Genomic DNA, 14707 nt, shown 5'->3' with positions numbered 1-14707 from the left:
GAACAACTAAACGAACTCCTCGCACCAGCTGGGTACAGTATCTCGTTCACTACCTACCCCGACGAATGGGAGATCGATCAAGCACAAAGGCGGTACGGAATCGACATGGCGCCCAAGCCATGGACTTGGAAGGGTTCTGCCTGAGCTCATGGCCTCGCCCGCGCACAATTCGTTGACGGCGGAGGGTCACCGTCGTATTGTTTCGCGCGAGGCAAACACCGGCGACCCGCTTAAAGGAGACTTTGAGCGGATGGCCCGAAGGCGTTTTCAAGACCCGACGCCGGTGCGGCGCGGGAAGTGGTGGACCATCCAGGTTCGGCAGGATGTGGCCACCGCAGGCAAGCTCAAGCGCAGCAACAAACGGGTTCGGCTGGCTCCGGCCACCTTACCCAAGCTGGAAGTAAAGAAAATCGCCGCTGAGTATCTCCGGCCGCTCAACCAGGGGCTGGAGTGCATCGGATCGGCGACTAACTTCAACAGCTACATCGAACAGACCTATAAACCCGTGGTCATGCCGCTTTTGGCCAAGACGACTCGAGACCGCTATGACGGCGTAATCAGGCATTACCTGGTCCCTGCCTTTGGCCAGCTGTCTCTAAGGGATCTGACGCCTCTCACTGTTCAGCGGTATTTTTCCGGGCTTGTCGACTCCAAACTCTCACCCGAATCCAAGGACAAGATCCGCGATGTCCTCTCCGGGATCCTGGGCTCAGCCCTACAGTACGGGCTGCTGGTCAAGAACCCGGTTGCGAACGTGCGCATGCCGGTCGATCGGCGGGGCAAGCATCGGACCAAACCCCATATCACCCCGGAACAGTTCAACCAGCTCGTGCAGGCCGTCCCAGAGCCCTACGCCACCATGCTCTACGTGGCGGTCTGGACCGGTTTACGGGTAAGCGAACTGATCGGGCTCAAATGGGAGGACGTGCATGCTGACTCGCTGACCATCGATGAGCGTTGCTGCCGCGGCGATTGGGCTGCGCCCAAGAGCCAGGCCAGCAATGCCACCATCGGCGTCGAAGCTTGCGTCGTCGAGCGCCTGAACCGCCTCAAGACGCTTACCGTTGAGGTCCGGGCGGGACGGGCTCGAAGACGACACAAGCTGGTCAAATCCGACGGGCCGACGGATCTGGTCTTTCAGTCGGTCAGAACCGGCGCAGCCATGCGCGACAACAACATCCTGTCGCGGCACATCAAGCCGGCCGCGCGCAAACTGGAGCTGGATTGGGTCAACTGGCGGTGTTTGCGCACTTCGCACGCCACCTGGATGATCGAGGCCGGCGCCAATCCCAAGGACGTGCAGGGACAGATGCGGCACTCCCGCATCTCGACCACCATGGACATCTACGCCCAGTTCGTGCCCGAATCGCAGCGGCGCGCCCTGAGCAAGCTGGCGGAGATGGTCCATGCCCGCACATTACAACCGACCGCGGCTGAGCCAACCATTTCAGCCCCAGTGCGGTCGCAGCTGGTGAACTAGAGTCAATTGCAGCCAAGTGCAGCCAAACGGACGGGAACGCGCGATGCAAGTGATTGAAACGATGGTGGCCAGGGACGGAATCGAACCGCCGACGCCAGCCTTTTCAGGGCTGCGCTCTACCAGCTGAGCTACCTGGCCACGCTTGCGCTGTGCAGGATTGCACCACAGGCCGGCCACCACACGGGCCGGATTTCGCTTGCGGAGCCTTGATTATAACAACCTTGCTGCGGGCGCTCAAACCGGCCTCCAACGGAATGTCGGCGCGTGCTAGACTCTCCTCATCCCATGATGTTCTCGCAGGTCTCTTCCTCGCTGCGAATGTTCCTCTGTGCGCTTGCGCTGGTCGCATCGCTGACCGCCTCGGCGCAGCAAACCGCCCAACCTACGAAGCAAGACGCGGCCCCTCCGGCGGCGCAGGATGCGGGCGCTGTCTTCGCGCAGAAGCCCGCGGAGCAAACCCCGGGATCGCCGGCGCCCGCAGCCTATGGAGCGGTGCGGATGGGCCCGGGTGACCTGCTCGACATCAGCGTGTTCGGCGTTCCCGATCTCAGCCAGAAGGCCCGTATCACCAGTTCCGGCGACGTGTACCTGCCCCTGGTGGGCTACGTTCACCTGGACGGGCTGACCATCCCCGAGGCGCAGACGGCCATCGAGCAGCGCCTGGTCGAGGGGAGATTCGTCAACGAGCCCCACGTCACCATCTTCGTCGCCGAGTACGCCACCGGCGTCTCGGTGATGGGCGAAGTGCAGAAGCCCGGCATCTATCCCATCTTCGGATCGCGGCGCCTGTTCGACCTGATCTCCGCCGCCGGCGGGCTCACCGAGCGCGCCGGGCGGGTGGTGACCATCACCCACCGCGACCGCCCACTGGAACCGCAGAGCGTTAGCTTCGATCCCGATCCGGCGAAGAACAGTGCCAGCAACGTGGAGATCGTGCAGGGCGACACCATCCTGGTCACGCGCGCGGGCGTCATCTACGTGGTGGGCGAGGTACAGCAGCCCAGTGGCTACCTGATGGAGGCCTCGCAGAACTTCACTGTGCTGAAAGCGCTGGCGCTGGCCCACGGCCCCGGACGGTACGCCAAGCTGGACAACTCCAAGGTCATCCGCAAGAAAGCCGACGGCAGCTACGAAGAGATCCCGGTGGCGCTGCGCAAGATCCTCGACGCCAAACAAAAGGACGTCCCCTTACAGGCGGACGACATCCTGTTCGTCCCCGCCAGTGGCGGCAAGCGCGCCGCGGAGCAGACTTTGAGTTCCGTCCTGGGCATCGCCAGCGGGCTGGCCATCCGCATCCCCTAGAACTGGAAGTACAGGAACGGGCTCTCCTTCTCCAGCAGCAGGATGGTGTACACCAGGACCAAGGCCAGGAGATAGGCATAGCGCGCCTTGGGCTCGAGCTTGATCTCCCAGGTGTTGGGCGCCACGAAGGAGATCGCCGCCGCGGCCACGATCAAGGCGAGGTACCCGAAGGGGACGTGGGGTGCGGCAAAGCCTTCCCCTCCCACCATCGCATGCAGGATGCGCGCCGCCTTGGGCAGGGTCTCGGCGCGGAAGAACACCCAGCCCACCACGGCACACAGGAAGGTCACGGCGCGCGACAGTGCGAGCGATTTCGGCGTCAGGCCGCGCTTCCTGAGGATGTGGTAGCCCGCCAGAAGCACCCCGTGATACATGCCCCAGACCACGAAGGTCCAGTTGGCGCCGTGCCACAGACCGCCGAGAAACATGGTGATGAAAAGGTTGCGCCCGGTGGCCAGGGTGCTGCCGCGCGAACCGCCCAGGGGGATGAAGAGATAGTCGCGCAGCCAGGTGCTGAGGCTCATGTGCCAGCGACGCCAGAAGTCGGCGATGTTCTCGGCCTTGTAGGGGGAGTTGAAGTTCTGCGGGAACTGGATGCCGAGCAGGTGAGCAAGCCCCACGGCCATATCGCTATAGCCGGAAAAATCAAAGTAAAGCTGGAAGGTGTAGCCGAGCGCGCCGATCCACGCGGCCGCCGCCCCCAGCCCGTACGGCGCCGCGAAGTAGGCGTTCACCTGGGGGGCGAGCTGGTCGGCGATCAGCAGCTTTTTCGCCATACCGACCACGAAGAAGTAGATCCCGACCGAGGCCTGGTGCCAGGGCAGGCGGGTCTTCAGGTCGTTGAACTGGTCCTCGATGTCTGCGTAGCGGACGATGGGCCCGGCCACCAGGTGGGGGAACATGGCCACGAAGGCCGAAAAGTGCACCACGCTCCTGGCCGGGCGCACGATGCGCCGGTAGATGTCGATGGTGTAGCTCATCGAGTTGAAGGTGTAGAACGAGATGCCGATGGGCAGGATGATGTTCAGCACCGGGGCGAAGCCGAGCAGCCCCATCTGGCCGGCGACTGCGTTCACCGAGCGCGCGAAGAAGCCGTAGTATTTGAAGAAGCCGAGGATCGCCAGGTTGAATGAGAGCGAGCATACCAGCCAGAGCTTGCGGGTGCGCGGGTCGTCGCTGCGCGCGATGTGCTGCCCGGCGATGTAGTCCACGGTGGTGGAGGCGATCATCAGGGGCAGGAAGCGCCAGTCCCACCAGCCGTAGAAGACGTAGCTGGCGAGGGTGAGGAACACCAGCCGCAACCGCGTGTTGCCCAGCTGCCACCAGCCCAGCAGGACCACCGGCAGGAAGACGAGGACGAAGATGTAGCTATTGAACAGCATCCGTCCTCCGCAACATCAGCCGGGTGACCAGCGCGTTATTCTGCTCGGTCATGTGGGCGCCGTCCCAGAAGCCCCGAGGATCGCCGCCGAACTTTTCCACCGCGCTGAAGTCGTACACCTCCGCGCCGTACTTGGCGCCCTCTTCCTGCAGCATTGCGAGCACTTCCCTCTCGCGTTGGTCATAGCCGCGGGGACCGAGGGTTTCGAGCAGCCGCGGGCCCAGCGGCGTCACCCACATCACCACCTTGATGTTGCGGTCATGGCAGTACTGCAAGAGCTCCTCGAGATACTTCTGCCTTTCCGGTGAGATGGCGGTGTAGCCGGCGGTACGCTCCACATACCACGCCACATTCCGCTGGATCTTGGCATTCACGTCGTAATGACCCGTTGCTCTCTCCTTCTCGTAGTCGCCGTAGTGCAGATAGCCATCGGGGTCGAAATGATCCCGCAAGGGGAAGTGGCCGGTTAGCTGAATCCGCAGGGAGCGCAGCGCCAAGTGTGTCTGCTGGTGCACAAAAAGCTTGTAGAACATCTTCCATGCCCAGAAAGTGTGTCCAGGAAGGAGCTCGCGGAAGGCCTCGGCTTCAAAAACCCGATCGTCGACAGGACGGGCATTATGGAACGCTTCGACATCCACTCCCAGGAGAACCATCTTCGGAGCGATACCGGCGCGTTCCACGGCATACCGCAGCATCAAGTAGTAGTCCTCGGCCATAGCTGAATCCACGGCCGCATTAAAGGTGGGCAGTCCTGTTATCTGCCGTACTTCCGCTGGGGCGATCTGCATGGAACGGGAGGAACCCAGAATCATCACCTGCGGCTTCGGTCGCGCCTGTTGCAGCAGTTCCGGCTTGATCGTCCGGGTGTTCCAGGTGACCGGAGGCAGCCAGTGCGGGGGATACAGGCCCATAGGATTGACGAGGAAATTCATGGATACGATCGCCAGCAGTGAACCGAGCAGCAAGCCGAGGAAGCGGCGCACGAAGGGACGCCAGAGTTCGGCGGCAGCAGGATCTTGCGCGGCTGCGGTGGCCATGGCGGAAGGCGCCGAGATTTCAGAAGGAGTGCGCAAGCGACCCAAAGAAGGGTTTTGCGTGATTCTAACAGAGGATCGAATGCGCTCTATGCGACCAACAAGAAACGGCACAGCCCTTCAGAGCTGTGCCGTTCGGCGGAGAGGCGGCGGTCAGGGCTGCTTCGAGTCGGTGATGTGGACGATGTTCATGCGGCGGTTGGTATCGGTTGCTGGCGCGGCCTGGGAAGTCGGCGTGCCGACGGAATCCGCGGCGGCGGTCTGCGGGGTCGCATCTGCGGCGGTCTCCGGAGCGGCGGCGTCGCCCGACAGGCGTTTCAGGTAAGGCCGCAGCGGTGTGACCTCGAAAGGCATCTTCTCCCGCGCCGAGAGCACAGGTACCGGTCGCGCTTTCAGCAGCTCGATGGAGTTGCTCCAGGGGTCCAGCTTCACTCGCGCGCCCAGCGGCAGGGCGGCCACTTGCTCGGTGCGCTGCATCTCCAGCTGCGGCGCGCTGCTGGCCAGTTCCGACATTACGACCCGCTCGCCCTGGATCATCGGGTTCCCGATGCGTGGCGTGGTCAGGCTGGGCAGCGAACCGGCGCGGGCCTGCAGTTGGCGCAGGAACAAGCCTGCGTTCCCCATCTTGGCGGAGTAAGGCGAGTTCTTGAGCAAGGCGATCGCCTTGGTGTCGGCCGCGACTTCCTCGGGTTCGGTACGGCGCAGGCTGACCGACTGGAAGGTCTTGGCGTCAGCGAACAATGTGCGATCGGCGAAGGAGTACTTGGTGTCGAGTCGATGCCCGAGCGTGATGTGCGCCAGCTCGCGCGCCAGCACCGCCGCCAGGCTGGCTTCGTCAGGCAGGGTGTCGATCAGGCCGCGGCTGAGCACGATGGTGTGGCCCACGGTGAAGGATTCCAGCGGCGAGGTCAGCAGCACCCGGCAGCGTACTTCGGGCTGGATATCGAGGTTGTTGGTGATCTCCAGGTTGTTGACCACGGTGTCGAGGACCTTGTCCACTTCGCCCTTGGGGGCGATCAGGCCGGCGCGCTCCAGGCGCTCCACCAGGTTCTGCTCGGCCTCGCCTTCGAACATGCGCTGGCTGAGAAGCGGCGAATACTCGTCGGCGGTCTGGCTGTGGTCCTGGGCCCCGGTCTTGGACTCCACTTTGATCGAGGTCAGCTCGGAATCCAGTCCGTTGAAGTGCGGATCGTAGCCCCAGAGCCGGGTCTGCGACTTGAAGCGCAGAGTGCGGAACATCCCCACCTTCATGCCCGATTCTTCGTTGTACACCACGGTCGGCAGCCACAAGCCCGGCCGGACGTTCTGCCGCCAGCTGTCGAAATGGAACTGGTACTGGAACATGCCCGCGTTCTGGTGGGTGCCGTTGAAGCGAACGATGTTGAATTCCTGGTCCTCCACCCAGATGCGTCCCAGGAAACCCGACTTCATCCCTTTCTTGGGGGTCACGTCATAGACCAGGGTGCGGATGTCTCCCAGGAACTCCCGCCGGACGAAGCGGAAATCGTAATGGGCGCGGTCGAAGTGCTCCCCGTCCACCAGAACGAGCCCGTCAAACCCTTCGGGCGCGAAGCGGAGCGTGAACATGCCGGTGATGGCGTCCAGGAACCTGCGCGGGCGGCCCCGGGTCCCGCTATAGCTCTCCTGACGGACGACATTGGTCAGTTGCATGCGCCCCAGGAAGTACTCGTCCTTCTCCGGCACCGAACCCAGCTCGGCGTCCGGCCGCATGTGCTGGATGTAGGTCTCGACCAGCGGGGAGAAGTTATGCAGGTTCTGCACCAGCAATTGTTCGCGCGCGATGAAGCGGTCGATGGCCTGTTCTTCCGTGACCGCAGGCGATTCCGCCAGCGCCATCGAAGCCAGCAAAAGGGTGCTCAGGAGCAGCGTTGCTTTCTTCATATATTCCCCCACCGCGCGCGCAAGTCGCGCTGCGGCTCAATATGCCAGTTCAAAGACAATGTGCAGGACGGCCACGGTGTCGAAGGGCTGTCCATCGCGCCGGGCCGGGCGGAAGCGGATCTGTTGGGCGGCGCGGATGGCCGCCTCATCCAGACCGTGTCCCAGACCGCGGTCCACACGTTGGACGCGCAGCGTGCCGTCAGCCCCGAAAGTGACATCGAGCAGGACTTCCCCCTCGATCTTCAACTGCCGCGCCTCGGCGGTATAGACCGGGCGGGGCTTGGAGATGATCTCGACCGGCTTGACGTCGCCGGCCTCGCGCTGCATGCGGCGCGCCGGTGCGGAGCCGACCGCTGCTCCGTCCCCGAATCCTCCGGCCTGGACCTGGCGCGCATTGCCACCGGTCACGCTGGTGGCCACTCCGTTACCGAATCCGGCGCTAGCGACCGTGCCGCGGACGCCGCGCGCGTCCCCCGATCCGTTGCCGTACCCGCGCCCACCGAAGGGCAGGTCCGGGGAGCCCAGATGGGCCACCACCAGCCGGGCATCACGGCGGCCCTCGCCATTCACGCCGTTCTCATCTCCGAAGCCGCCGGTCTGCACTTTGCTCACCGGCGCCTTCACGGTCGGCGGAGCAGAACTTCCCTGGCTCAGGAGGCCGGTCTTGACCTCACGTACCGGTTTGGGTTGGACCGCGACCGGCGGCACGATCTTCGGGTCGAACTTCGCCGGCGCGATTTTGGGAGGCTCGACCTCGCGCTCCACCCGTCGGGGCAAAGGCGGAGGTTGCAGGCGCGCGAATGTCTCGGGCGCCCGCGGCGCCGGCGGCAGTTTCACTGTCGGCGCCTCCGGCACGTGCTTGGGAGGCTGATACTCGGTGAGCAGCGGCATCACCAGGTAGGTGGAATTCGACCTCCGGGGAACCACCTCGGGATGGGTGATAGGGATAAGCGCCAAAACCATCAGCACAGCCACATGCGAGAGCAAGCTGGCGCCGAATTGCCGGGTGCGGGCCGGGGGGGCGGCCAAGGGAGCAAGCAGCGGATTGCGCGTGTGATCCATCCCCACTCCTGGACTCCGCCCCGCAGCTTAGGGGTGTTCTGCCGCTCCTACAAGATGTCCTGTGGGCAGGCTATTGGGCCGTTCTGCCAGTGTCCGCTCGGCCATCGGGCTCCTCGGTCGGAAGTTCAGTCTCCTCCACCATCAACTCTCGCAAGCGGAGTACCAGCAGAAAGTCGCTCTAGCCGTGGGATTTGCGCGCTGCTCGGAATCGGGGAGGAATGTAGAAGTTACGCTGGCGGGGAAAAACGTGCCCAGCCCCGGCAGGCCCCGATCCGGGGGCATCCACCTGTCCCGTTTTCCACCGCCTTCCGTGACCGTTGCACCAAAGTCACATTGACTGACTTCGTGGAGTACGCATAGCATCCAATGTTGGATGCCGACGAGTCTCAGCAAGCTCACCGCGTTCGTCCTCCTGCTGCTTTGTCCCCTGACCCTGCTGGCCGCGCCCGCGCAAGGCACGGTCCAGGCCCAGGGAGCGGTGCGGGTGAACGGTTCCAACGTGCCTTCATCCACCACCGTCTTCGCCGGAGACAAGGTAGAGACGCTGGCCAACAGCACCGCTACCATCTCCGCCCAGGGCACCATGATCCAGCTCGATCCGAGCAGCTCTGTCATCTTTTCCGATAGGGCTCTGGACCTGGGATGTGGCAGCATGCTGGTAATCACCAGCACGGGAGCAGTGGTGCGGGTGGCGGGCATCACCATCACGCCAGCCGGACAAGGCGCCACCAGGTTCCGCGTGTCGCAAGGCGGCGGCACGTTGAGGATCACTGTGGAAGAAGGCGCGGCCGTGGTCGACGACGGACAGAAGCATCCGCTTTCCGCTGGGCAATCACTCACCCGCCAACGCCCGGGCGGTGTGTGCGGACCGGTCACGACCACCACGACGCCCCAGGCCACCAGCAAGGCCTACATCCCAGCCGCCGCAGCCGCGGCGCTTTCGGGCATTGTCGCTTATTGCGCGGTGAACGGATTCTGCTCGGAAAGCAGCCCTTCCGGTCCCTAAGACGCACTGCCAATCGGACCACCTCGCTAAGCAGGCTACGGCTTGCGCTCCTACCCGTCCCATGCCGCATAATCAGTGCGAGGCTAGCGCCCCAGAGGCGGGCCTCCTGCCAGGTCGGCTGCCTGTGGGGATCTTCTTATGCTGATGTTGGTGCTCTCTCTGGTGCTGGGGCTCATTCCGCTGGTGGGGATCGTGCTGATCGCCCTGGCCGGGTGGATCGCCACCGTGGATGGATTGTTCACTTCCCTCATCCTGGCGGCGATCTCGGGCGTGTTCTTCCTGAATACGTTGCTGGAAGCACGCGCCCTGGGCCTGCTGCCCTTCCTCAAGCGCCCGGGGGCGACCACCACGACATCCGCTGCCTCCTCTCGTCCGTCCGCGCAGCGGTCGGCCGCCGGGCCGCCGACCCCTCCGCCGCCTCCCAGCGCGGATGGCGTCGTGACCGAGACTGGCGTGGTGGAAGGCGTGCGCCTGTACGAGATGCCGGTGGGGTACGCGGACCGGTCGCTGGTCAGCTTCCGGGCGGAGGGTTCGCCCTCCAGCCGCTCCATGGTGTTCAGCGGCAACGTCCAGCACCTGCGCGCGGGACGAAAGATCCGCATCTCCTACAAGCCGCTGCCCGACGGCAATCAACTCCTGGCCTGGGAGTAGCCCCTGAACCCGCCGCCCGTGCCGGCGAGACACCTCAGCGGTTCTGGCGAACGTGCTCCCGCAGCTCGTGGACGATCTCATTGGCCGCCTGGCGCGCCCGCTCGATCTGCGTCGGCTCGAAGGAGATAGCGCCGACGCGGGCGTGTCCGCCGCCGCCGTAGCGCTCGCAGATCGCCGCCAGGTTGGCCATGTTCTCTTGCCCGGCCCACGGGTTCGAACCCACCGAGACCTTGGTGCGGAAGCTCGACCGGCTCAGTCCCACGCTGTACACGCTTTCCGGGTGCAGGTAATAGGGGACGAACTTGTTGTAGCCCTCCAGCTCCTGGTCCGACACGTCGAAGAACACCGTCCCGTCCTTGCATTCCGAGCGCTGCCGCAGCAGGTCGATGGAGCGCTGATGACGCTCCAGCAGTGGCGGCAGCAGCGCGCCGACGAAGGGTTCGCGCACCAGCTCCGCCAGCGGCTTCTCCACCAGCATCGGGATCAGCCGGGGCAGGAAGGTCGGGTCCTGGGTGGATTCGATGACCATGGTCAGCCGCATGGCCGGGGCCTTCAGCTCCACCGCGGTCTGGGGATCGGAGAACTGGGCGCCATCGATGATGTCGGCCCACTCCACCAGCTCTTCCAGCGGCCGGGCATTGAAGCCGAAGTGCTTGTCGGCGATGGTGGCGATGAACTTGGTGCAGGACTTGAAATCGGGGTCGTAGAACTTCTTGTTGCTCTGCTGCTGCTCGAAGTGGGCGGCGTCTTCCGGGGTCAGGAACGCGCTCTGATGATGGTCGAACCACCAGTTGATCTTGGGCGAGGTGGAGTACTTGAAGTCCACGATGGCGTTCTCGTCGCCGTCGAACTTGCTCTCGTCGAAGAGGGCGCCGGCGCGATGGGCCAGCCCGCTGAACTGGAACTGGACGTCCTCGCGGATGCGTTCGCGGTAGAAACGGGAGAAGAGCGCCGCCGAGCAGGCCCCATCGAAACACTTGTCGTGAAAGAAGACCCGGACCCTCAAGATTCCCCTTCGTAGAGACGGCCGTCAGGCCGTCTCCGCCGGCAAAGCAAAAGCAGATAGAAATGACACCGCACGGCAGTAATGTCAAGCCGCGCTCGGTGTGGATAAACGAATGGGGCGGCTCCCGCCGCCCCGGTGTGCGCCAGGACCGGCGCTAGACCTGTTTGGCCGCCAGTTCGCCCAGCACCGGCAGTTTGAACTCCTGGTTGCCGAACGCCTTGATCGCGCAAATGATGGCAACCACGAAGATCGCCAGCGAGAAGAACGGCAGGATGACCCAGCCGATCACCGGGATCATGCCGAGCACGATGTGGCCGGCAATGGACAGCAGACCGAGGAACAGCGCTTGGAAGGAGTGGAAGCGTACGAACTTGTTCCGGTTATACGGCTCGAGCAGCAGGAAGATGATGGCGACGATCCACAGGTACGCCAGCGCTCCTGCCAGGTTGTCCTGCAATCCTCCCGCCTGGGCGGCTCCCGCTCCACCGCCTGCCGATTGGCCGGCGGCCTTGCCACAAGCGGGACACGCGGTCGCGGTGTCCGCCATCTGCGCTCCGCAGCTTGCACAAAAACGTGCCATGCGTCCTCCCTCGATCGTCTGTTTTCGAGCTGCGGAGTGGCCGCAGCGGTCGTGTCGGCGCGCACAGTATCAAAGTCGGACGCGTAAACGCAAGGATTTCACCAGAGCTTCATGAATCCAACCGCAGATCAGCCGAGGCGCCGCCCGCGCTTCTTGCGGCAATCTTCGCAGAGACCGTACACCTGGAAGGTGTGGCGGGTGGTGAGATAGTGGTGCTTGCGCCCGATCTCCCGCTCGACCCGGTCCACCTCGGGAGAGAAGAACTCCACCGAGCCCCCGCACTCGGTGCAGACCATGTGGTGATGGCTGCGGCGGTTGTACTGGTGCTCGAAGCGGGCGATGCCGTCGTGGAATTCGACCTCGCTGGCCAGACCACACTCGGCCAGCAGCTTCAGAGTGCGGTAGACGGTGGTGTAGCCGATCTTGGCATCGCGTTTGCGCACCAGCCGCGCCAGTTCCTCGGTGGACAGGTGCTCGCGGGTCTCGATGAAGGTGCGCAGGATGGTGTCGCGCTGGCCGGTCTGTTTCAGCCCCACCCTCTTCAGATGGCTGTGGAAGATCGCCTCCGCCTCGCGCATGGCTTCGCGCGAGATCACCACGTGGTCGTCGATCCTCTTCTGCAGCATGTTTGGTCGGGACGGCCGGTTCGCGTGGAGCCCCGTGACCCGGCGTATTAGGCCGCTCCAACGCCTCTCCGAATTCAGCATACCATCCGTCATTCGGGTCTTCGCAATGGAATCTGCGGACCGCCGGCGCCGGCATGCAGCGATGCTAGAATCGCTCCAGGCATGTCCACTTCCCGCCCGGCTCCAGTTCCCGAGGCTTCCGAACGCATCCCGCTCTTTTGGAAGATCGTTTCCATCGGATCGGTGGTCGCTCTGTTGGCCTTTCTGGCGGCGGCTGGTTACGTGATCGCTGTCGCCCGCCGGGCCTTGCCTGCTCTGGACGGCACGGTGCAAGTGGCCGGCCTCTCCGCGCCGGTCCGGGTGATCCGAGACCCACAGGGAGTACCGCACATCACGGCGGAGACCCGCCGTGATCTGCTCTTTGCCCAAGGCTACGTGACCGCCCAGGACCGGCTGTGGCAGATGGACGCCCTGCGCCGCTACGCCGGCGGCTACATGGCGGAGATCTTCGGCCCGTCCTCCCTGACCCACGACATCGGGCAGCGCAACCTCCTGCTCGGCCCCATGGCCGCCCGCGCCGCCGCTGCCCTGTCTGCCGCCGACCGCGCCGATCTCGAGGCCTATGCCGCCGGGGTCAACGCCTACATCGAGTCGCACCGCGACAATCTGCCGGTGGAGTTTCGTGTGCTGCGGTACTCCCCGGGTCCGTGGAAACCGGCTGATTCCCTGCTGCTCGGCCTGCACATGAGCTCGCTGCTTACGAACCTGTGGCCGTATGAACTGCAACAAGAGCGGGTGATCGCGAAGCTCGGCCCGGAGCTTGCCGCCGACCTCTATCCCACCACCTCGTGGCGCGACCATCCCCCGGGCTCCGAGTCCATCGAGGCTCAGCCGGCGGATGACCCAGACGATCCCGATTCGGATGACGGGATGCAGCGTACCCAGCTTCGTCTCCCCAGGGTCGCTCCGGCCGGCGAAACCGTGCCCACCGTGGCCCAGCTGGCGGCCGAGATCCAAGCCTGGTCGCCGCAGCTCACACTCCCCGGCTCCAACAACTGGGCCGTATCCGGCGCCCACACCGTGACCGGCAAGCCGCTTTTGTCCAATGACATGCACCTGCCGGTGCAGATGCCGAATCTGTGGTACGAAGCGCACCTGAAGTGCAACGATCTCGACGTCGTGGGTTTCACCCTCCCCGGCACGCCCTACGTCATCGTGGGACACAACCAGCGCATCGCCTGGGGATTCACCAACCTGGGCGCCAACGTGCAGGACCTCTTTATCGAGACCTCCAACGAAAAAGGGGAGTACATGACGCCGGACGGCTGGCGGAAGCCTTCTGCGCTGGTCGAAACCATAAAGGTGAAAGGCGGGAATGACGTTCGATTGGCCATCCTCGCCACCCGCCACGGGCCCGTCGTCAGCCAACTTGTACCGGGAGAGAAACGCAAGCTGGCCCTGGGCTGGACGGTGTACGACCCCAAGGGCGTCCCCATCTCCTTCGGCGCGCTCAACGCCGCCCAGAACTGGCAGCAGTTCCGGGAAGCACTCTCGCGTTTTCCCGGCCCGGGCCAGAACGTGGTGTACGCCGACGTGGACGGGCATATCGGATACCAGGCGGCCGGACTCGTCCCCCTGCGCAAAGCGGGGGACGGCAGCGTGCCGGTCCCGGGCGACACCGGCGCATACGAGTGGACCGGGTACATCCCGTTCGACCAGTTGCCCCGAGTCCTCGACCCGCCCTCGGGGATCATCGCCACGGCCAACGGGCGCATCGTCCCCAACCGGTATCCGTACCTCATCAGCACCCATTGGATGGCGCCCTACCGCACCGAGCGCATCTACAAGGTGTTGCAGTCGGGCAAGAAGTTCAGCGCCGCCGACATGCTGGGGCTGCAGATGGACATCTACAGCGACTTCGACCATTACGTGGCCGATAAGCTGGTGTATGCGGTGGACCACGCCAAAGCTTCGCCGCGGGCACGAGCCGCGGCGGAGATCTTGCGCTCCTGGGACGGGCGCGTGACTGCGGACGCCGCCGCCCCGACCATCGAGACCGCCGCCCGCAACCAGCTCTTCCGCCTGCTCTTGCAGCCCGGGCTCGGGCCCCAGTTCGCGGAGTACAACAGCTGGATGGCGTCGGTGGCCCTGGAGAACATCCTGGACCGCCAGCCGGCGCGCTGGCTGCCCAAGCCCTATGCGAGTTACAACGAGCTGCTGGTGGCCGCGCTGGAGGCCGCGCTCAACACCGGCAACGTGCCCCGCGACCTGGCAGACTGGACTTGGGGAAAAGAGCAGTCCTTGACCGTCGAGCACCCTGTCCTGGGACGCCTGAGGATCGTGCGTCGCTGGGCAGGCCCCGGTAAGGTGCCCATCTCCGGCGACGGATTCACCGTGAAGCAGACCACTCCCGCGTTGGCGCCGTCGGAACGCATGACCGTGGATCTCTCCGACCTTGACCGCTCCACCATGAATGTGGTCACCGGTCAGTCGGGGCAGATCTTCAGCCCCCATTACGAAGACCAGTGGCGGGCCTGGTATGAAGGCAGCACCTTCATCATGCCGTTCTCCGAGGCCGCGGTGACGGCGGCGAAGAGACACGAACTGGTGCTGCAACCCGCCAAGTGATGGCCCCCGGATTGGGGGGCCGTCGCGATTGACCGATCTCTGACGCTCA

At 64.4% G+C, this 14707-nt stretch carries 12 protein-coding genes and 1 tRNA gene; 5 read left to right on the top strand and 8 right to left on the bottom strand.

Annotated features, from left to right (window positions below):
* Positions 1–148: 148 nt before the first annotated feature.
* Positions 149–1480, top strand: coding sequence for a tyrosine-type recombinase/integrase (locus VMS96_10065; protein HVP43768.1), 1332 nt, complete (start codon positions 149–151; stop codon positions 1478–1480).
* Positions 1481–1542: 62 nt separating this feature from the next.
* Here VMS96_10065 and VMS96_10060 read toward each other — a convergent pair.
* Positions 1543–1618, bottom strand: a tRNA-Phe gene (locus tag VMS96_10060).
* 126 nt (positions 1619–1744) lie between these two features.
* Here VMS96_10060 and VMS96_10055 point away from each other — a divergent pair.
* Entirely contained in the window at positions 1745–2782 is a 1038-nt protein-coding gene (locus VMS96_10055; GenBank protein ID HVP43767.1) for a polysaccharide biosynthesis/export family protein, read from the top strand.
* Here the strand turns inward: VMS96_10055 and VMS96_10050 are convergent.
* From VMS96_10050 to VMS96_10035, 4 genes are all read right to left on the bottom strand, one after another.
* Positions 2779–4164 (bottom strand): MBOAT family protein, encoded by a 1386-nt coding sequence (locus VMS96_10050; protein HVP43766.1) that lies wholly within the window; start codon positions 4162–4164, stop codon positions 2779–2781. The two genes, VMS96_10055 and VMS96_10050, sit on opposite strands and share 4 nt — an antisense overlap.
* Positions 4151–5200, bottom strand: a complete 1050-nt coding sequence (locus tag VMS96_10045) for a hypothetical protein (GenBank protein HVP43765.1) — start codon at positions 5198–5200, stop codon at positions 4151–4153. The genes VMS96_10050 and VMS96_10045 overlap by 14 nt, the downstream gene beginning before the upstream one ends.
* A gap of 150 nt (positions 5201–5350) precedes the next feature.
* A complete protein-coding gene (locus tag VMS96_10040) occupies positions 5351–7099 on the bottom strand; it encodes a M48 family metalloprotease (protein ID HVP43764.1) in 1749 nt (582 codons plus the stop codon).
* 36 nt (positions 7100–7135) lie between these two features.
* Positions 7136–8161, bottom strand: a complete 1026-nt coding sequence (locus tag VMS96_10035; protein ID HVP43763.1) for a TonB family protein — start codon at positions 8159–8161, stop codon at positions 7136–7138.
* A 373-nt stretch (positions 8162–8534) separates the two neighbouring features.
* Here VMS96_10035 and VMS96_10030 point away from each other — a divergent pair, with 373 nt between their 5' ends.
* A complete protein-coding gene (locus tag VMS96_10030; GenBank protein HVP43762.1) occupies positions 8535–9167 on the top strand; it encodes a hypothetical protein in 633 nt (210 codons plus the stop codon).
* Between the two features lie 138 nt (positions 9168–9305).
* Positions 9306–9818, top strand: coding sequence for a hypothetical protein (locus tag VMS96_10025; protein HVP43761.1), 513 nt, complete (start codon positions 9306–9308; stop codon positions 9816–9818).
* Between the two features lie 34 nt (positions 9819–9852).
* On the opposite strand, the gene VMS96_10020 is transcribed toward VMS96_10025, so the two are convergent.
* The 3 genes from VMS96_10020 to VMS96_10010 all read right to left on the bottom strand — a co-directional run bounded on the left by VMS96_10020 (position 9853) and on the right by VMS96_10010 (position 12030).
* Positions 9853–10824: a hypothetical protein gene (locus VMS96_10020; protein ID HVP43760.1), complete on the bottom strand. Its 972-nt coding sequence runs from the start codon at positions 10822–10824 to the stop codon at positions 9853–9855.
* Between the two features lie 154 nt (positions 10825–10978).
* Positions 10979–11404 (bottom strand): DUF4870 domain-containing protein, encoded by a 426-nt coding sequence (locus tag VMS96_10015; GenBank protein ID HVP43759.1) that lies wholly within the window; start codon positions 11402–11404, stop codon positions 10979–10981.
* A gap of 128 nt (positions 11405–11532) precedes the next feature.
* A complete protein-coding gene (locus VMS96_10010) occupies positions 11533–12030 on the bottom strand; it encodes a transcriptional repressor (protein ID HVP43758.1) in 498 nt (165 codons plus the stop codon).
* A gap of 162 nt (positions 12031–12192) precedes the next feature.
* Here VMS96_10010 and VMS96_10005 point away from each other — a divergent pair, with 162 nt between their 5' ends.
* A complete protein-coding gene (locus tag VMS96_10005) occupies positions 12193–14658 on the top strand; it encodes a penicillin acylase family protein (GenBank protein ID HVP43757.1) in 2466 nt (821 codons plus the stop codon).
* The last annotated feature ends 49 nt before the right edge of the window (positions 14659–14707 follow it).

Source organism: Terriglobales bacterium (assembly GCA_035543055.1).
GTDB lineage: Bacteria > Acidobacteriota > Terriglobia > Terriglobales > Acidobacteriaceae > JAIQFD01.
This window is presented reverse-complemented; position numbering and strand designations above follow the sequence as displayed.